Origin of the sequence: Streptomyces sp. NPDC005775 (assembly GCF_042871565.1) — a bacterium.
In the GTDB taxonomy this organism is placed as follows: domain Bacteria; phylum Actinomycetota; class Actinomycetes; order Streptomycetales; family Streptomycetaceae; genus Streptomyces.
In genome coordinates, this window is record NZ_JBIAIU010000004.1 from 589,067 (window position 1) to 607,700 (window position 18,634).

Here is an 18,634-nt window from a genome sequence, read left to right on the forward strand (position 1 = left end):
GACCATTCCCGGCGCCGCGTCGCGGTGTTGTCAGCCCCGGCCCACGTACGGCATCGCCGTCGCCATCACGGTGGCGAACTGGACGTTCGCCTCCAGCGGCAGCTCCGCCATGTGGACCACCGTCCGTGCCACGTCCGAGGCCGCCATCACCGGCTCCACGGCCAGATCCCCGTTGGCCTGGAGGGTGCCCGTCCGCATCCGTTCGGTCATCTCGGTCGCGGCGTTGCCGATGTCGATCTGCCCGCACGCGATCCGGTACGGGCGCCCGTCCAGCGACAGCGACTTCGTCAGGCCGGTCATCGCGTGCTTGGTCGTGGTGTACGCGACCGAGTGCGGGCGCGGCGCGTGGGCGGAGACCGAGCCGTTGTTGATGATCCGCCCGCCCTGCGGGTCCTGCTCCTTCATCTGCCGGTACGCCGCCTGCGCGCACAGGAACGCCCCCGTCAGGTTCACGTCGACCACCGCGCGCCAGTCGTCGTAGGCGAGGTCCTCGACCGGCACGGCGCCCGGTCCGAAGGTGCCCGCGTTGTTGAAGAGCAGATCGAGGCGGCCGAAGCACTCCCGTACGGAGGAGAACAGGGCGTCCACGTCGTCCGGGCGCGACACATCGGCGGGGACGGTGATCACCCGGGCGTCCGGACCGGCCAGCGCGGCGGTCTCGGTGAGCGGCTCCGGGCGGCGGCCCGCGAGCGCCACCGACCAGCCGGCGCCGCTCAGGGCCAGAGCCACCGCGCGGCCGATTCCGGAGCCCGCGCCCGTGACCACAGCCGTCTTCGTCGCGGAGTTCAACAGTTTGTTGCTCATGGTGCGGCAGCGTACGCCCAGCCGTTCCGAGGCCGCTCCCGGAGGGGCCGGTCGGCGCCAAAAGGTACGCCCGTACGGGGTGTTCGCGCCCCGAGGAGTGATTCCCGGCGCGGCACCGGCGATTCCCGGGACGTGGCACCCGAAGTTAATGATCATGGATTTGCCGCGTACGCGGAGTTTGCCCCCGGGGATCCATTCCTGCCGCGTTCCTCATCCGGGCGACGCCCGAGCGACGCGAGCACGCCCACCACCCGATGTGCCGGTCCGATGGACTTCCCCCCACATCACCAGTCAGGGGAGGGACAGATGACGCACTCATCGCACCAGCAGGAACTGCGTGACGCGGCCCGGCACACCGGCCGCCGCCGCTTTCTCACCGTCACCGGGGCCGCCGCCGCCCTCGCGTTCTCCGTCGGCCTGCCGGCCGCGGGAGCGGCGAGCGCCGCCGAGCTCGACGGCCGGAAGATCGGCGAGGACCCGTTCACCCTCGGCGTCGCCTCCGGTGACCCGCTGCCCGACTCCGTCCTCCTGTGGACGAGACTGGCGCCCCGCCCGTTCGAACCCGACAGCGGACTGCCCGCCGCCCGCGTCCAGGTGCGCTGGGAACTGGCCCGCGACGAGCGCTTCCGGCACATCGTCCGGCGCGGGACCGCCACCGCCCACCCGGAGTTCCACCACAGCGTCCACGTGGAGGTCAAGGGCCTCGCCCCCGACCGCGTGCTCTACTACCGCTTCCGCGCCGGACAGTGGACCAGCCCCGTCGGCCGGACCCGCACCGCGCCCGCCCCGGGCGCCCACAAGCGCGAACTGAGCCTGGCCGCCGTCTCCTGCCAGGCCTACCACGACGGCTACTTCACCGCGTACAAGCACCTCGCCCAGGAGGACGTCGACGTCGTCCTCCACCTCGGCGACTACCTCTACGAGTACGTCGTCTCCGCGACCGGCGGCGCCCGCAACTACACCGACCGCACCCTGCCCGCCCTCTTCAACCGGGAGACGACCACGCTGGAGGACTACCGGCTGCGGTACGCCCTCTACAAGTCCGACCCCGACCTGCGCGCCGCCCACGCCGCGCACCCCTTCGTCGTCACCTGGGACGACCACGAGACCGAGAACAACTACGCGGGCGAGACCCCCGAGAACAGCGTGCCGCCCGAGGAGTTCCTGATCCGCCGGGCCGCCGCCTACCGCGCGTACTGGGAGAACCAGCCGCTGCGCGCCCCGCAGCAGCCCAGCGGCCCGGACATGAGGCTCTACCGGCGCCTGCAGTTCGGGCGGCTCGCCCAGTTCGACATCCTCGACACCCGCCAGTACCGCAGCGACCAGGCGTACGGCGACGGCTGGCAGACCCCGGGGCCCGAGTCCGAGGACCCGGCGCGCACCCTGACCGGCGCCGCCCAGGAGCGCTGGCTGATCGACGGCTGGCGCCACTCGAAGGCCACCTGGAACGTCGTACCGCAGCAGGTCACCTTCGCCCGGCGGCGCGATGTGCCGACCGACGCCTACAAGCTCTCCATGGACTCCTGGGACGGTTACCCGGCCTCCCGGGACCGCGTCCTCAAGGGCGCCGAGAGCGCCGGGGTGGACAACCTCATGGTGCTGACCGGCGACGTGCACGTCGGCTACGCCTTCGACCTGAAGCGGGACTTCGACGACCCCGCCTCCCGCACCGTCGGCACCGAGATCGTCGCCACCTCCATCGCCAGCGGCAAGAACGGCTCGGAGAAGCCGGCCAACTGGACCAACATCATGACCGCCAACCCGCACATGAAGTTCTACAACGGGCGCCGCGGGTACGCCCTCGTCACGCTCCAGGAGCGCCTGGCACGCGCCGACTACCGCACGGTGTCCGCCGTCACCACACCCGGCGTCCCCGTGACGACGGCCGCCTCGTTCGTCACGGAGGTGGGCAACCAGGGCCTGACCCCGGCCTGACCCCGGACCGCCCGTACGAAGGACGTCAGGACACCACACCGTCCACGGGGTAGCGGACGCCGACGCGCTCACGTACCGCGTCGAGCGTCCGCATCACCGCGAGCGAACCGTCCAGCGGCACCAGCGGGGACTCCGTCTCCCCCGCCCGGACCGCACGCATCACCTCGGCCGCCTCGAACTGCATCCCCGTCAGACCCTGCGGCCCCGGACCCGAGGTGATCTCCTGCGGCTCCTGGCCGTCCCGGTGGAGCACGAAGCGCTTCGGGAAGAAGAAGCCCTCCGGGAAGTCGATCCGGCCGGCCGTCCCGATGACCGTGGCGGCCGTCGGGTGGTGCCCGACGATCGAGCAGGACAGCAGGGCGTTGGCCCCCGAATCCCAGCCCAGCAGGATGCCGGTGTTCAGGTCGACGCCCTCCGGCGACAGCAGCGCGTCGGCCTGCACCCGGTCCGGCTCACCCAGCAGCAGCTGCGCGAACGACACCGGATAGACCCCGAGGTCCAGCAGCGCCCCGCCGCCCAGCGCGGGGTCGCGCAGCCGGTGCCCGGCGCCGATGTCACCGGCGAAGCCGAAGTCGGCCTGGACCGTGCGGATCTCGCCGATCGCCCCGTCCCGCACCAGTTCCGTCATCCGCCGGATGACCGGGTTGCAGTACGTCCACATCGCCTCCATCAGGAAGAGGCCGCGGTCCCGGGCGAGCTTGACCAGCTCACGGGCCTCGCGCTCGTTGATCGTGAACGCCTTCTCGCACAGCACGTGCTTGCCGGCCTCCAGGGCCAGCGCGGTCGCCTCCCGGTGCGCGGAGTGCGGCGTGGCCACGTACACCACGTCGACCTCCTCGTCGGCGACGAGCCCGGCCCAGCTCCCGTACGCCCGCGGTATCCCGAACCGTTCCGCGAACGCCGTCGCCGAGGCGTCCGTACGGGAGGCCACGGCCACCACCTCCGCATCGGGCATCGCCTGCAGGTCAGCGGTGAAAGTCGCCGCGATCCCACCTGTCGCCAGCACGCCCCAACGGACAGTCCTGCTCATGCACGCTCCCAAAAAGGTGTCGACCATTCCCGCTGAGCTGAGAGCATAGAGGCGGATTCAACGACTATGGAGATGAGAATGCCGGACAGCGGCGTCAGCCGGGCCCAGCAAATACCTACGACCGACACCGGGGCCGGACTTCCCCCGACCACCCCTCCACCTGGCCCCACCGCCACCGCCACCGCCACCGTCGCCGCCCGGCGTACCGGACTTCTCGTCACCCTGGTCCTCGGCGGACTGACCGCGGTGCCGCCGCTGTCGATGGACATGTACCTCCCGGCGCTCCCCGCCGTCACCGACGCGCTGCACGCACCCGCCGCCACGGTCCAGCTCACCCTGACCGCCTGCCTCACCGGCATGGCACTCGGCCAGGTCGTCGTCGGCCCGATGAGTGACCGCTGGGGCAGGCGCCGCCCGCTGCTCCTCGGGATGATCGTCTACGTACTCGCCACCGTGCTCTGCGTCTTCGCCCCGACCGCCGAACTCCTCATCGGCTTCCGCCTGCTCCAGGGCCTCGCGGGCGCGGCCGGCATCGTCATCGCCCGGGCCGTCGTGCGCGACATGTACGACGGCGTGGAGATGGCCAGGTTCTTCTCGACCCTGATGCTGATCTCCGGCGTCGCCCCCGTCATCGCCCCCGTCATCGGCGGACAGGTGCTGCGGTTCACCGACTGGCGGGGCATCTTCGCCGTACTGACCGTCGTCGGCATCCTGCTCACCCTTGTCGTATGGAAGTGGCTGCACGAGACCCTGCCGCCCGCCGAGCGCCACACAGGCGGCATCGGTGACGCGTTGCGCACCATGCGCGGACTGCTCGCCGACCGCGTCTTCAGCGGTTACATGATCGCGGGCAGCCTCGCCTTCGCCGCCCTCTTCGCGTACGTGAGCGCCTCGCCGTTCGTCGTCCAGGAGATCTACGGAGCCTCGCCGCAGACCTTCAGCCTGCTCTTCGGCATCAACTCCATCGGGCTGATCGCCGTGGGCCAGATCAACGGCAAGATCCTCGTCGGCCGGGTCAGCCTCGACAAGGCGCTCGGCTTCGGGCTCTCGGTCATCGTGCTGGCCGCGACGGCGCTGCTGCTGATGACGTCCGGGGTCTTCGGAGACGTCGGACTCGTGCCGGTGGCGACCGGACTCTTCGTGCTGATGTCGGCCATGGGCCTGGCCATGCCGAACACCAACGCCCAGGCGCTGATGCGCACCAAGCACGCCGCGGGTTCCGCCTCCGCGCTGCTCGGTACGTCCCAGTTCCTGATCGGTGCCATCGCCTCGCCGCTCGTCGGGATCGCGGGAGAGGCGACCGCCGTGCCGATGGCCGTCGTCCAGCTGGTGTGCGCGGTGGGCGCGATGGCGTGCTTCCTGGGGCTGTGCCGGCCCTGGCAGCGGGTGGCCGCCCGGCTCTGAGGCTGTGGGCGGCGGTCAGTCCGCCCGCGGGTAGCCGATCAGGTGCAGCCGGTCCTTCTCGTCGGTCCAGCGGAACAGCCCGATCCCCTCGGCGCTCACCGCGCCGGGCATCCGCGCATTAGGCGACAGCATCTCCGTCGTCCCCGTCGAGAGGTCGGTCTCCAGCGGGAAGCCACCCCCGGCCAGCGCGTCCGCCGCGTTGCGCACGTTCGTCGCCCCGTACGCCGTTCCCCCGTCGGTCACGGACGCCAGGACCAGCGTCCTGGAGCCCTCGGCGTCCTCGAAGCAGAAGCCCTTGCCGGCCTCCAGATCGAACGCGAGGTTCCCGGCCACCAGATAGCCGCCCGACGGCGAGACCACGGCTTGCGGGTACTGACCCGGCGCGATCGCCGGTTTGTGGCACCGCACGGAGGCCAGCGCCCTGCCCGTCTCCGTGTCGTGCACCGTCCACAGCTCATGGGTCGCCGCGAGCTTCGCGCCCTTGGCCAGCTGCCACCTCGCCAGCACCAGGCCGGGGGCCACGGAGGTGGGGACACCGCTCTGCCGGTCCGCGCCCCCGGGCGCCACGTTCCGGCTGAACCAGCCGCCCTGCACCCAGAACTCCCGCGCCCCGCTCACCAGCAGGCCCTTCGACGTCAGCCCGCGCACCTCGGTGAGCTGCTCGCAGGACGCGCAGCCCGCCGGGTACTTCAGCTCCTTGGCGGGAACCCTGGCGATCCTGCCGGTCGCCGGGTCCACCACCACGCTCGTGGCCCCGCCGTCGCCGATCACGATGCCGGGGCCGGTGGCCGTGACGGTCGGGGCCGAGGGCCACGGCACCTCGACACGCTGCCGGCCGCCGTCCTCCACGGCGTACACGTCGAGCGAGACGATCCGGTCGGCGGGCGCCGGCGCGTTCTCGCCGACCTTCCCGTACGACCAGGTGACGAAGTACTCCTGTCCGTCCGCGGTGACGGTGAGCAGTCTCGGGAAGTGCGCCGCCGCCGGCGGGCGCCAGGGGTCCCCGCTCCAGCCGGCCCGTCCGGTCTCCGTGTCGATGGTCCGCAGCCGGTACTCGCCCTCGCCCGTCCGCACCAGATGGGCGAGCCGCCCGGTCGTCCGGGAGAGGGCGTAGTCGGGGGAGGTGTCGACGAGCTCCCAGCCGCGCCGCGTCGTGTACGCGGTCGGGACGGTCAGCTGCGTCGCCGGGGCCGTGCTCTTCCTCACCGGCTCCTTCGGCCCGGCGTCGTCCTCCTCGCCGCCGCCACCGCAGGTGGCCAGCAGGAGCAGCAGAGCCAGCACCAGCAGCCCGCCGACCAGGGCCAGGCGCACGACCCGCTGCCTCGTGGTCGCCGTACCGGCCGGAGCCAGGCGCCCGAACCGCAGTCTCATGGTCCCCCCGATGAGCAGTACCCGACCTCGCGCCGGTCAGCGTAGCAACTGGCCGGTAGGCAACCGCTGTTCGGTTCCGTCCCCGTTCCGTCCCCGTTCCGTCCCCGTTCCGTCCCCGTTCCGTCCCGGTTCCGCACGGAGTCCGGACCCGGTCGCGGGCGCCTACACTTCCTCGGTGAACGTCACCCTCCCCACCGCGGAAGCCCTGCGTGCGGCCCTGGCCGGACTCCTCGACGGGCTGCCGCCCAAGCAGGCCACGCAGGCCGTCGACCGGCTCATCGCCAACTACCGGGGCACCACTCCCACCGACGCCCCGCTGCTCCGCGACCGCTCGGACGTCGCCGCGTACGCCGCGTACCGGATGCCCGCGACCTTCGAGGCGGTACGTTCCGCCCTCGACGCACTGCGCGACGCCGCCCCGGACTGGGAGCCGGCCACGCACACCGACGTCGGCGGCGGCACCGGGGCTGCGAGCTGGGCGGTCGCCGGGGCCTGGGACGGGCCGCGGACCACCGTCCTGGACTGGGCCGAGCCGGCCCTCGCCCTGGGCCGTGAACTGGCAGCGGCCTCCGGCATCCCGGCACTGCGCGCCGCCACGTGGCAGCGGGCGCGCATCGGCGAGGACCTGGCGCTGGACGCCGCCGACCTGGTCACCGTCTCCTACGTGCTCAACGAGCTGACGCCCGAGGCCCGCACCGCCCTCGTCGACGCCGCGGCCCGTGCGGCGCAGGCCGTCGTGATCGTCGAGCCCGGCACCCCCGACGGCTACACCCGCGTCATCGAGGCCCGCGACCGGCTGATCGCCGCCGGCCTCACCGTCGCCGCGCCCTGCCCGCACAGCGACGCCTGCCCCATCGAGCCGGGCACGGACTGGTGCCACTTCTCGGCCCGGGTCAGCCGCTCCTCGCTGCACCGGCGGGTCAAGGGCGGCTCGCTCCCGTACGAGGACGAGAAGTTCAGCTACGTCGTGGCCACCCGCTTCACGGCTCGGCCCGTGGACGCGCGGGTCACGCGCCGGCCGCAGATCCGCAAGGGCCAGGTGCTGCTGGAGCTCTGCACCCGGGACGAGGCGCTGCGTCGCGCCACGGTCACCAAGCGGCACGGCGGGCTGTACCGCGCCGCCCGGGACACCGACTGGGGCGACGCCTGGCCGCCCCCGCCGGAAGCGGGCCGGGAACCGTCCGGCCCCGACCCGCGGGACTCGCTTTAGGGCCGCAGCTCCTGGGTGCAGCACTTCACGCTGCCGCCGCCCTTGAGCAGTTCGCCGAGATCCATCGGCACCGGCTCGAAGCCGCGGTCGCGCAGCGGGTCGAACAGGCCCGTCGCGGCCTGCGGCAGCAGGACGTGGAGCCCGTCGCTCACCGCGTTCAGCCCCAGCGCGGCGGCGTCCGGCTCGTCGGCGATCAGCGCGTCCGGGAAGAGCCGCGCCAGTACGGCCCGGCTGCCCGGCGAGAAGGCACCCGGGTAGTACATGATCTCGTCGGCCGCGTCGTCGAGGACGCTCAGCGCCGTGTCCAGGTGGTAGTAGCGCGGATCGACCAGGTCCAGGCCGATCACCGGCCGCCCGAAGAACTCCTGCGCCTCGTCGTGCGAGAGCGGATCGGACCGGAAGCCGTGCCCCGCCAGGAGGTACGAGGAGGTCACCGCGAAGTCGCCCTCGCCCTCGTTGACGTGGACGGGCTCGTGGATCTCGGTGAAACCGTGTCCGGCGAACCAGTCGCGGTGGGCGGCCGCCTCCGGGAACCGCTCCTGGTACGCGAACCTGGCCCCCAGGACCCGGCCGTCGATGACGGTGGCCCCGTTGGCGGCGAAGACCATGTCCGGCAGGTCCGGGTGGGGCGGGAGCAGTTCGACGGTGTGTCCGAGGCTGCGGTAGCGGCCCAGCAGGTCCTCCCACTGGGTCTGCGCCAGCGGGAGGTCGACCGGCTTGGTGGGGTCCATCCACGGGTTGATGGAATACGTCACCTCGAAGTGCGCCGGGGCGCACATCAGGTAGCGGCGGGGTGTGGCTTCACGAGGCAACGAGGGCTCCTCACGAATCGTCGCGGCGGCATAGGTGACCGCTGCGGCCGGTGCGTCGCACGGGTGTGTGCGTGAGCCCATGGTGCGCCGTTCCGGGCCGTCGGGACAGTGGGCCGATCGGGTGGTTCACGAGGGGTACGGGTCGGGGCTGCCACTGGTGTTCGGGCGGGCCGCACCGGGAGGCCGTGCGGCCCGCCCGCCCTGAGGGCGGGTGAGGGAAGGTCCGGTCCGAGATTTCGCTCACCGCTCACCGACCGTCGTCGACCCCCGCCGCCCCGGCGCGCGTACGGGCACGTTCAGCAGCCCCGTACGCGCCCCGGCGCAGCCCCCGCCGCTCCGAGTGACCACTGCCGCGCCGGGCCCCCCGAGCCATAAGGTGACCATGGGTGCGAGGGTGTTCACACCCGGCCACCGGTCTCCGTACCCCGCTTCAGGACTCTGGCCACCCGAAGCGCAGGATGGTGGGACCATGGGCAGGGGCAACGCTTGAGGTAAGGGGATAGATGGGCGCCGATTTCAGCCGCGGTCGCGGCTCAGAGGGCAGGATTTCCCAGTGGCTGCGCCGACGGCCCAAACCGCAGCAGAGCGATGTCGACGGCACCGCCCGGGAGGCGCTGCTCCTGGCTGTCGCCGAGGCCGGGATGCCGATCGCGCCCGCCGCTCATCCGGTCGGCTACCGATGTTCGTGCGAACGCGTCGGCTGTCCCACCCCCGCCAGACACCCCGTCTCCTTCGCCTGGCAGACACAGTCCACGACCGACCGTGCCCAGATCGAGCGCTGGGCCCTCAGCCAGCCGCAGGCCAACTTCATCACCGCGACCGGCATGATCCATGACGTGCTCGACGTCCCGCTGTCGGCCGGCACCCAGGCACTGGAGCGGCTCCTCGCCGCCGGTATCGACGTGGGCCCGGTGGCCCGCTCCGGCGACGACCGGATGCTCTTCTTCACCGCGACCCGCGGTACGCCGGAGGACGAGGACGAGTGGTGGCCGTGCGAGCTGGACTGCCACCCCGAGACGATGGACGAGCACCCCGGGCTGCGATGGCACTGCCGGGGCAGTTACGTGCTCCTGCCGCCGGCCATGCTCCCCGGTGAGCTGGACGTGCGCTGGGTGCGCGGACCGGAGAATCCGCTGCCGGACCCGCTGACCCTGCTGGAGACGCTGACGGACGCCTGCGCGCGGTTCGTGGGCTCCGCGGAGCAGAGCGACGTCGACCACGAGTCGGTGGCCTGGCCGCTGAGCCGGTAGCCGGGGCGGGGGCGAGGACGAGGGAGGCCCTGGGGCGACGCGAGAGCCCCAGGACCGCTTGACCGCCTAAGACCCCTTCGCCGACGTCAGGCCCGGCACGCGGTTCAGTACGATCACCTTGCCCGCACCGGCGCCCTTCTTCGGCACGTACACCAGCTGGCTGGAGACCCGCTCCTTCGTGAGCGTGCTCCGCACCTCGCCGGTCATCAGCGCCGCGACGTCCTGCGAGACGGCCGGACGCAGCCCCTTCGCCGCCGTCTGCCGTTCGAAGTGCTTGCTGCTGAAGAAGACCAGCGCTCCGCCGTCGGCCGTCTCCAGGCCGAGCGGCCCGAACGCCCCGCTGTTCAGCGGCTGGTCGATGTACTGGTACGAGAATCCGGCCCGGCGGGTGTTCAGGCGCGCGTCGCGCCAGGCGGAGGTGGCCACGCCGGGGGCGAACACGTCCGGCGTGCCCTTTTGCAGGTACTCCGTGTACTGCGTGCCCAAGTCCGCGGGAGCCACCACCAGTTCGGAGGTGTCCGCGGACACCGGTGCGGCCCGCCCCTCGCCGTCCTTCACGAAGTCGGGGAGCTGGGACGGGGCGGCGACCGCCAGGTAGGCGGCCTTCCACCCCGCGCCGGGCCCGGACTTGACGAACGCGAACAGCCAGCGGGTGTCCTGCTTCCCGCTGTCCTGATCACGGTTGGAGTCCGTGTCCGCGAGGAACCACCGCGGCCAGCCGGCCTTCTTCGGGATGACGTAGTGCGCGTCGGTCAGTTCCAGCGGCCGGTGGTTCGGGTTGCCGTTCGGATTGTTCTTCTGCCGGGCCCGCAGACCCGCCTGGTTGATCGTGCCGAGCGCACCGGTGACCTGGTCCGCGTCCAGCGCGGGGTCGTAGGCCTTGTCCGCCGCGTTGTACGCGGTGGTGAAGTCGTTCAGGGCCTGCGCGGCCTCAGACGGCGTCGCCGCCCGGACGACTTCCAGCTCGCCGTGCACCGTCACGCACCCGCTCGCCGTCATGCTCAGCACCGTCGCTGTCGCGAGCCCCGTCGCCAGCCGAACCGGCCTCAGGCTTCTCATCCGTTGCTTTCCGCGCCTTCTGATCCGTCGCACCCGCTGAGGGGCCCTCTGACCGTCCGAACCCTACCGGGGAGAGGAACAACGCGAGCGTGGGGATCAGATACAGCGCCCACACCGTGATCTGGAGAACGGTCGGGTCGGGCTGGAAGTTGAACGTCCCCTTCAGCAGCGTGCCGTACCAGCTGTCCGGCGGAATCGCGGCGCTGATGTCGAACGCACGGTTCCGCAGACCGCCGAGGAACTCGGCCTCCTGAAGGTCATGGACGCCGTACGCGAGCACACCCGCCGCGACGACCACCAGCATGCCACCCGTCCAGGTGAAGAACTTCGCCAGGTTGATCTTCAACGCGCCCCGGTAGAACAGCCACCCCAGCACCACCGCCGTCAGAATCCCGAGCAGCGCGCCGATCATCGGGTGCCAGCCGTCGTCCGCCGCGTGCACCGCACGCCACACGAACAGCGAGGTCTCCAGACCCTCACGGCCCACCGCGAGCAGCGCCGTGGCGACCAGGGCACCGGTGCCCATCGCGAGTGCCGCGTCGAGCTTTCCGTGCAGCTCCTTCCTCAGGTGCCGCGCGGTGCGGCGCATCCAGAAGACCATCCAGGTGACGAGGCCGACCGAGAGGATCGACAGCGAACCGCCGAGCGCCTCCTGGGCCTTGAACGTCATCTCCTGCGAACCGAATTCGAGACCGGCGCCGAAGGCCAGGCTGACGACGACCGCGATGCCGACACCGGTCCAGATCGGCAGCAGCTTGTGCCGGTTGCCGGTCTTCACCAGGTACGCGATGAGAATGCAGACGACCAGACTGGCCTCAAGGCCCTCGCGCAGGCCGATCAGGAAGTTACTGAACACGTTTCGGTTCCCTTTCCGCTTCGAGTCCCGTTACGAGAACAGCGCCCGGCCCCACCAGTCGTCCTTGTCGCGGACGCCCGGCGGGACGGCGAAGTGCGCCGAACCCACGTGCTGGATGTACTCGTTGAGTGCGTCGTGTGCCGCCAGGCGCCGCTGCAGCGGTACGAACCCCTTGCGGGTGTCACGCTGGTAGGCGAGGAAGAACAGCCCGGCGTCGAGCCTGCCCAGGCCGTCCGTCCCGTCGGTGAAGGAGTAGCCGCGCCGCAGGATCGTCGCCCCGTCGTTGGTGTCGGGGTGCGCGAGCCGTACGTGCGCGGTGGGCAGCATCGCCTTCAGGAACGGCTCGTCGCGCTCCTTCGCCCTGCCGACCGGGGCGCCCTCGCCCTTGTCGCGGCCGAAGACGTCCTCCTGCTCCTGCAGCCCGGTCCGGTCCCAGGTCTCGATGTGCATCCGGATGCGCCGGGCCACCAGATAGGACCCCCCGGTCATCCAGTCGGAACCGTCCTTCGCGCCGGCCCACACGTGCTGGTCGAGGGCGGCGGTGTCGGTGCCGGCGATGTTGCGGGTGCCGTCCTTGAAGCCCAGCATGTTGCGCGGGGTCTGGGCGTCGGGCGTCGTCGAGGACGTCTTGCCGAAGCCCAGCTGCGACCAGCGGATCGCGGTGCGGCCCATGCCGATCCTGGCGAGGTTACGGATGGCGTGCACCGCCACCTGCGGGTCGTCCGCACACGCCTGGACGCACAGGTCGCCGCCGCTGCGGGCCTTGTCGAGGTTGTCACCCGGGAACTTCGGCAGCTCGACGAGCGCCTCGGGACGCCGGTCCTCCAGGCCGAACCGGCCCTTGGCGAACAGCGAGGGGCCGAAGCCGATCGTCAGCGTCAGCCGGGACGGCCTGAGCCCCAGCGCCTCGCCCGTGTCGTCCGGCGGAGCCTCGGCCGGGCCCCCGTAGGCACCGTCGCCCACCGCGTGGCCCGCCGTCATCCGCTCGGCCGCCCGCGTCCACTCCTTGAGCAGCGCGACCAGTTCCGCCCGGTCCTTCGTCGTCACGTCGAACGCGGCGAAGTGCAGGCGGTCCTGGACGGCGGTGGCGATCCCGGCCTGGTGCGCTCCGTGGAACGGCACCGCCGCACCGCTGTCCGCGGCCGTCACGGCGGTGTCCCCGGAGCGGACCGCGGCCACGGCACCGCCGGCCACCGCCGCACCGAGCGCGAGTCCGGCGCCGCCCCAGCCGAGCAGCGCCCGCCGCGAGGGAACACCCGCCGACGTCCCGGTGGCGGTGTCCTCGGATGCCTGCCGCTTCTGCTCGGACATACCCGGAGCCCCTTTCCGACCGGTTACTTCGTCACCGCGGCGGCGAGCCGCGAGAGGGGCTCGGCCAGCGCGTTGACCGCGTCCGACAGCTCCTTGCGGTCCGCCTTGCCGACCTTCTCGTACGACGTGAAGACGTACGAGCTCTTGTCCGTGCGGTACTTGTCCAGCAGCGTGTTCAGCGCCGCGAACTGCTTGTCCAGGCTGGAGGTCAGCGCCGCGTCGTTCTTCGTGGCGATCGGCTTCAGCAGCTCGTAGGACTTCTCCGCGCCCTCGACGTTGGCCTTGAAGTCGACCAGGTCGGTGTGGCTGTAGCGCTCCTCCTCACCGGTGACCTTGCCGGTGGCGACCTCGTCGAGGAGCTCCTTGGCGCCGTTGGCCATCGAGGTCGGGCTGATGTCCGCCGTGCCGACCCGCTTCTGCCAGTCGAGCAGGTCCTTGTAGAGGGTCGGCGCGAGGGCCTTCTCCTCGGCGCCCAGCTTCTTGTCCTGCCACAGCGCCTTCTCCAGGCGGTGCCAGCCGGTCCACTTCTGGCCGTCCTCCAGGCCGTCCTCGCGGACGTCGACCTTCGGGTCGATGTCGCCGAAGGACTCGGCGACCGGCTCGGTGCGCTCCCAGCCGATGCGGGAGTCGGCGTACGCCTTCTTCGCGGCCTCGACGTCACCGGCGGCGACCGCGTCCGTGAAGACCTTGACCTTCGGCAGCGTCTCGTCGGCCTGGGCCTGGACGTAGGTGCGGTACGCGGCGACGGCCTTGTCCATCTCCGGGCTGCGCTTGGCCGCCTTGCCGCCGCTGACCTCGATCTTCTGCCGGATGCCGTGGCCCTTCATGCCGGGCTTGCAGGCGATCTCGTACGAACCGGCCTTGATCTCGGCGGTGATGGTGGCCTTGGTGCCCGGCCCGATGTTCTCGCGCTCGGCGACGATGCGGTCGTCCGGGAACAGGACGTAGACCTCGGTGACCTTGGAACCCTTGTTCTGCACCGCCAGCTCGACGTGCCCGGCCGGCAGCTCCGTCTTCGAGACCTCGCAGGCATCGTCCTTGGCGACGACCTGGACGGCCCCCTCGCCCTTGCCGTCGCTCTTCTCGGCGCAGCCCGTGACAGCGGTCAGGGCGGCCACGGTGGCGGCAGCGGTGACGACGGAGAAACGAACGGCTCGCATGCGGGCTCCACTTGAGGACGAAGGAGAAGGGAGGGGAAGGCCGGACAAAGATGGGTGAGGCGGACCTAACTTAACCGAGGCTTACCTGACCGGTACCCACCTGTGCAGTGATTCAGCTCTCACTGGGGACGCACAGGAACGGAAGGATCACGGTCGACCCACGAGCGAGCCCTCAACAGGTCAAGTGATGGTCAAGAGGTGGTCCGGGCCGGCGCGACCCGGGCCCGCTGGCCGCCGCACAGTGCGGAGAAGGGGCGGCCACGAACCCGGTCACTCTCTCGCGGTGCGATACCCGGGGCGGTGCTTGAATGCGCACGTGAATGACTACGACGTACCCGCCGGCATCGACGTCCTGCGCGTGTTCTGCGGCCCCGACGGCCGCCACGGCAACGCGCTCGGAGTCGTACGCGACGGACGCGACCACCCCGACGAGGCGTCCCGGCAGGAGCTGGCCCGCCGGCTCGGCTTCAGCGAGACCGTGTTCGTGGACGACCCCGAGCGCGGCCATCTGGACATCTACACCCCGGGCCTCCGCCTGCCGTTCGCCGGGCATCCCTTGGTCGGCGCCGCGTGGCTGCTCGACCTGGAAATTCTGGAGCTCGGGGTGGGGGAGGTCTTCGCCCGCCAGGACGGGGAGTTCAGCTGGATCGCCGCCCGCCCCGAATGGGCGCCGCCGCGCACGCTCCAGCAGTACGGCTCCGTCGCCGAGGTCGAGGCGCTGCCCGCCCCGCCGCCCGGGGAGGGCTGGCTCTACGCCTGGGCGTGGGAGGACGAGGCCGCGGGCCGGGTGAGGGCGCGGGCGTTCCCGCGCAGGTTCGATGAGCGCGGCGTCAGCCGCTCCAGTGGAGCCGGGGCTCGCACCGGGGGCATCGCCGAGGACGAGGCGACGGGGGCGGCGGCGCTGCTTCTCAGCGACCGGCTGGGCCGCGCGCTGAACATCAGGCAGGGCCGCGGCTCCCAGATCCTCACGGCCCCCGCCCCGGACGGCACGGTGGAGATCGGCGGCCGGGTGCGGCTGGCTGCCCAGGGCTGACCGCGTGCCGAATCGAGCCCCCGGCCGTCCAATTCCCGCAGCGGCACGATCAAGCCCGTCCGGCGATTGAGGACAGACGGAAGCGGCGGGGCACCCGAGCCGAGGCGGGGCCGCTCGGAAGGGGCGGCCGTTCAGCGGACAGGGGAGGGACTACGGGAGCGTCAGGATCTCCGCGCCCGTCTCCGTCACCACGAGCGTGTGCTCGAACTGCGCGGTGCGCCTGCGGTCCTTCGTGACCACGGTCCAGCCGTCGTCCCACATGTCGTAGTCGTGCGACCCGAGCGTCAGCATCGGCTCGATGGTGAAGGTCATGCCGGGCCGCATCACGGTGGTGGCGTGCGGGCTGTCGTAGTGCGGGATGATCAGCCCGGAGTGGAACGACGAGTTGATCCCGTGCCCCGTGAAGTCCCGCACCACGCCGTAACCGAAGCGCTTCGCGTACGACTCGATGACCCGGCCGATCACATTGATCTGGCGGCCCGGCCGCACCGCCTTGATCGCCCGGTTCAGCGACTCCTCCGTGCGCTCCACGAGCAGCCGCGACTCCTCGTCCACGTCACCGCAGAGGTACGTGGCGTTGTTGTCGCCGTGCACCCCGTTGATGTACGCCGTCACGTCGAGGTTCACGATGTCGCCGTCGCGCAGCACCGTGGAGTCCGGGATGCCGTGGCAGATCACCTCGTTGAGCGACGTGCAGAGCGACTTCGGGAAGCCCCGGTACCCCAGCGTCGACGGGTACGCGCCGTGGTCGCACATGAACTCATGGGCGACCCGGTCGAGTTCGTCCGTCGTGACGCCCGGGGCGATGTGCTTGGCGGCCTCGGCCATGGCCTGGGCGGCGATGCGTCCCGCGACGCGCATGCGCTCGACGGTGTCGGCGTCCTGCACCTCCGGGCCGTTGTACGGCGTCGGGGCGGGCTTGCCCACATACTCGGGGCGCCGGATGTTTCCGGGCACGGAACGGACGGGAGTGAGCTCCCCTGGTACAAGCAGCGACTGGCCAGACATGTCAGCGAGTTTAGAGCCTGTGTCTGGGGCACCATGGCACCGAGGAAAGGAGCCCGTGATGGCCCTGTTCAAGAAGCGCACGGTCGGCAAGCCGGGCGAGTGGTTCTACTGCCTGGAGCACAAGAAGGTCGAGGAGGGCCCCGAGTGCCCGGCCAAGGACCGCTTCGGCCCGTACACCTCCCGCCAGGAGGCGCAGCACGCCATGGAGACCGCGCAGGAGCGGAACCTGGAGTGGGAGACCGACCCCAAGTGGCACGACCGCAAGGGCCCGGACGAGAACGCGGGCGGCTGAGGGCGGGGGCGGCCGAGGGCGGGGCCCGACCGGCCGCGCCCCGGGCTCAGCCCGTGGGCGCCGCCCTCAGGGCCTCCTCGCTCCGCTCCCGCCTGCGCAGCGCGTCCTCGTCCGTCTCCGAGTCGTACGTGAGGAGCTTCGGCAGGGCGGCCGCCAGCAGCGCCACCGAGGCGACGCAGGCCACGCCCCCGCTCCAGACCGCGGTCCGGGTCCCCGTCCACCCGGCCATCCCGCCGGCCCGGACCTGGCCCAGCTGCGGGCCGACGCTGTACGAGAGCACCTCGATGCCCGCGAGCCGGCCCCGGAGCTCCTCCGGGATCGTCTGGTTCCAGATGGTCGAACGGCCGAGCCCGCTGAGCATGTCGCCCGCGCCGGCGACCGTCAGGCAGACCAGCACCAGCCACACGTCGCCGAACCAGCCGGCCGCCGCGATGGCCAGCCCCCAGACGGCCGCACCGCACACCACGAACAGCCCGTGCCGGCGTACCCGCGAGGTCCAGCCACTGGTCAGGCCGAGAACGAGGGAGCCGACCGAGCCCGCCGCGTACATCAACCCCAGCGACCACTCGGCGTCCAGGTCGTCGGCGAGGAACGGGAAGATCGTGTTCGGGAAGGCGAAGAACATCGCCGCCATGTCGATCGCGTAGGTCCCGAGCAGCACCGGCCGGCTCCACGCATAGCGCGCCCCCTCCGCGATGCCCCGCAACGACGGCTTCAGCCCCTTCTCCGCGGGCGGCGCGGGCGCTAGCCCGCGGCACAGCAGGACGGAGACGGCGAACGTGCACACCGTGATCGCGTACGCCGTGGCGTGCCCCGCGTAGGCGACCACCAGGCCCGCCAGCGCCGGGCCCATGATCGCGCCGGCCTGCCAGCGCAGCGAGTTCAGTGCGGCGGCCGCCCCCAGCTGGTCGTGCGGCACGATCCGGGCCATCAGCGAGTCCAGCGCGGGTCGCTGGAGCCCGGCCAGCGCGGAGACACCACCGGCCACGACGTACAGCGGCCACAGCATCGGGTCCGGCAGGGCCGCGTTCACCAGGAGGACGAGCGCGAGCAGACCGAGCCCCGCCTCGGTGGCCAGGATGACCTTGCGGCGGTCGGCCGCATCGGCGAGCGCGCCGCCGTAGAGCCCGAACACGACCAGGGGCACCAGCTCGACCGCGCCCATCGCGCCGACGGCGAGCGGGGACCCGGTGAGGTCCTTGATCTGGAGCGGCAGCGCGATCAGCGCCATGAAACTGCCGAAGTAGGTGACGATCCCCTGCACCCACAGCAGCCGGAAGTCCGCCGAGGAACGCCAGGGCGAGAGGTCGGGAAGCAGCGCGGCCAGCCTGGCGGCGAGGGAGGGGTGAGAGGTCACGAGGGGACATGGTCCGACCTCGTGCGTGCCCGGTGCAAACAGGTTTCCGACCGTGGAGTCCGGCCCGCGGTGCCGCGGGTCATCGGCCCGGTGGCGGTGCCTCGGTCACCACCGGGCCGGCGGCGGCGCGGTCAGCTGGTCGGCGAGCCGGGACAGCCGGTCCCGGAACCGCCGCCGGCCACGCTGCACGGGCGCGCCGTTCTCCCCGGCCGCCGCGCTGACCAGGTGCTGGATCGTGTCCAGGTCCACATCGTCGCCGGCCGTCACCGAGAGCGCCTCATGGGCCAGCCCCCGCACCTCGGGATCACCGTTGTCCAGCGACAGGACCGTCGCCCCGGCCCGGCGGGCGTCGTGCACCCGCTCCAGCAGGTCCTCGCCCGGCCGCTCCGGCACCACCACGAGCAGCGTCTCGCCCCGCCCGGCCGCCTCGATCCGGCCGAGCCCCACCGCCAGGTGCGCCGGGTCGCCGGGCTCCACCCGGTGGCGCACCAGGGTGGGCGTCAGTTCGGGCAGCCCCGACCAGGCGGACTCGTCGACCAGATGGGCCGCCAGGTGCCACGGCTCGTACACCTCGGTCCCCACCAGCAGCAGCCCGCCGCCGTGCGGCACGACGGACGAGCGCAGCGTCCCGGCGAACCGCCGGGTGGCGGACGGCCACTGGGTTCCGGCCAGCACCTCACGCAGCAGCGCCACACGTACGGCATCCATGGCCCGGCATCCTGCACCACACCGGGGGCCCCGC

At 71.9% G+C, this 18,634-nt stretch carries 17 protein-coding genes; 6 read left to right on the top strand and 11 right to left on the bottom strand.

All coding sequences use genetic code 11. The annotated features are described in order from the left end of the window. Positions 1-30: 30 nt before the first annotated feature. Positions 31-804 carry an SDR family oxidoreductase gene (locus ACFYPA_RS13070; protein WP_389131600.1) on the bottom strand — a complete coding sequence of 258 codons (774 nt, stop codon included), beginning with the start codon at positions 802-804 and terminating at the stop codon, positions 31-33. 306 nt (positions 805-1,110) lie between these two features. Here ACFYPA_RS13070 and ACFYPA_RS13075 point away from each other — a divergent pair, with 306 nt between their 5' ends. After that, complete coding sequence (locus tag ACFYPA_RS13075) at positions 1,111-2,739, top strand: alkaline phosphatase D family protein (RefSeq protein WP_389131603.1); 1,629 nt, start codon at positions 1,111-1,113, stop codon at positions 2,737-2,739. Between the two features lie 25 nt (positions 2,740-2,764). Here the strand turns inward: ACFYPA_RS13075 and ACFYPA_RS13080 are convergent, their stop codons facing one another. Beyond that, positions 2,765-3,769: a Gfo/Idh/MocA family oxidoreductase gene (locus ACFYPA_RS13080; RefSeq protein WP_359081237.1), complete on the bottom strand. Its 1,005-nt coding sequence runs from the start codon at positions 3,767-3,769 to the stop codon at positions 2,765-2,767. A 78-nt stretch (positions 3,770-3,847) separates the two neighbouring features. Here ACFYPA_RS13080 and ACFYPA_RS13085 point away from each other — a divergent pair, with 78 nt between their 5' ends. Then, positions 3,848-5,173, top strand: coding sequence for a multidrug effflux MFS transporter (locus tag ACFYPA_RS13085; RefSeq protein WP_389131606.1), 1,326 nt, complete (start codon positions 3,848-3,850; stop codon positions 5,171-5,173). 15 nt (positions 5,174-5,188) lie between these two features. Here ACFYPA_RS13085 and ACFYPA_RS13090 read toward each other — a convergent pair whose 3' ends face one another. After that, a complete protein-coding gene (locus ACFYPA_RS13090) occupies positions 5,189-6,544 on the bottom strand; it encodes a hypothetical protein (RefSeq protein WP_389131609.1) in 1,356 nt (451 codons plus the stop codon). A gap of 175 nt (positions 6,545-6,719) precedes the next feature. On the opposite strand from ACFYPA_RS13090, the gene ACFYPA_RS13095 reads away from it, so the two are divergent. Next, entirely contained in the window at positions 6,720-7,754 is a 1,035-nt protein-coding gene (locus ACFYPA_RS13095) for a small ribosomal subunit Rsm22 family protein (protein WP_389131611.1), read from the top strand. On the opposite strand, the gene ddaH is transcribed toward ACFYPA_RS13095, so the two are convergent. Next, positions 7,751-8,647, bottom strand: a complete 897-nt coding sequence (ddaH, locus tag ACFYPA_RS13100) for a dimethylargininase (RefSeq protein WP_389131613.1) — start codon at positions 8,645-8,647, stop codon at positions 7,751-7,753. The genes ACFYPA_RS13095 and ddaH overlap by 4 nt on opposite strands. Before the next feature lie 422 nt (positions 8,648-9,069). On the opposite strand from ddaH, the gene ACFYPA_RS13105 reads away from it, so the two are divergent. Continuing rightward, positions 9,070-9,816, top strand: a complete 747-nt coding sequence (locus ACFYPA_RS13105; protein ID WP_359318555.1) for a bifunctional DNA primase/polymerase — start codon at positions 9,070-9,072, stop codon at positions 9,814-9,816. Positions 9,817-9,882: 66 nt separating this feature from the next. Here the strand turns inward: ACFYPA_RS13105 and ACFYPA_RS13110 are convergent, their stop codons facing one another. Genes ACFYPA_RS13110 through efeO form a run of 4 tightly spaced genes read right to left on the bottom strand, consistent with a single transcriptional unit; the run spans position 9,883 to position 14,202 of the window. Continuing rightward, complete coding sequence (locus ACFYPA_RS13110) at positions 9,883-10,815, bottom strand: hypothetical protein (protein WP_359318558.1); 933 nt, start codon at positions 10,813-10,815, stop codon at positions 9,883-9,885. Further along, positions 10,748-11,731, bottom strand: coding sequence for an iron uptake transporter permease EfeU (efeU, locus tag ACFYPA_RS13115; protein ID WP_389131616.1), 984 nt, complete (start codon positions 11,729-11,731; stop codon positions 10,748-10,750). Before efeU ends, ACFYPA_RS13110 begins: the two co-directional genes overlap by 68 nt. A 30-nt stretch (positions 11,732-11,761) precedes the next feature. After that, positions 11,762-13,042 carry an iron uptake transporter deferrochelatase/peroxidase subunit gene (gene efeB, locus ACFYPA_RS13120; protein WP_389131619.1) on the bottom strand — a complete coding sequence of 427 codons (1,281 nt, stop codon included), beginning with the start codon at positions 13,040-13,042 and terminating at the stop codon, positions 11,762-11,764. A 23-nt stretch (positions 13,043-13,065) separates the two neighbouring features. Then, entirely contained in the window at positions 13,066-14,202 is a 1,137-nt protein-coding gene (gene efeO, locus ACFYPA_RS13125) for an iron uptake system protein EfeO (RefSeq protein ID WP_389131622.1), read from the bottom strand. A 316-nt stretch (positions 14,203-14,518) separates the two neighbouring features. On the opposite strand from efeO, the gene ACFYPA_RS13130 reads away from it, so the two are divergent. Beyond that, positions 14,519-15,235, top strand: a complete 717-nt coding sequence (locus ACFYPA_RS13130; protein WP_359081220.1) for a PhzF family phenazine biosynthesis protein — start codon at positions 14,519-14,521, stop codon at positions 15,233-15,235. A gap of 150 nt (positions 15,236-15,385) precedes the next feature. Here ACFYPA_RS13130 and map read toward each other — a convergent pair whose 3' ends face one another. Next, entirely contained in the window at positions 15,386-16,243 is an 858-nt protein-coding gene (gene map / locus ACFYPA_RS13135) for a type I methionyl aminopeptidase (RefSeq protein ID WP_359081218.1), read from the bottom strand. Between the two features lie 58 nt (positions 16,244-16,301). On the opposite strand from map, the gene ACFYPA_RS13140 reads away from it, so the two are divergent. Then, complete coding sequence (locus tag ACFYPA_RS13140; RefSeq protein ID WP_359081216.1) at positions 16,302-16,535, top strand: hypothetical protein; 234 nt, start codon at positions 16,302-16,304, stop codon at positions 16,533-16,535. Between the two features lie 46 nt (positions 16,536-16,581). On the opposite strand, the gene ACFYPA_RS13145 is transcribed toward ACFYPA_RS13140, so the two are convergent. Continuing rightward, positions 16,582-17,892, bottom strand: a complete 1,311-nt coding sequence (locus ACFYPA_RS13145) for an MFS transporter (RefSeq protein ID WP_389131626.1) — start codon at positions 17,890-17,892, stop codon at positions 16,582-16,584. Between the two features lie 105 nt (positions 17,893-17,997). Then, a complete protein-coding gene (locus ACFYPA_RS13150) occupies positions 17,998-18,600 on the bottom strand; it encodes a hypothetical protein (protein WP_359081212.1) in 603 nt (200 codons plus the stop codon). Positions 18,601-18,634 lie beyond the last annotated feature (34 nt).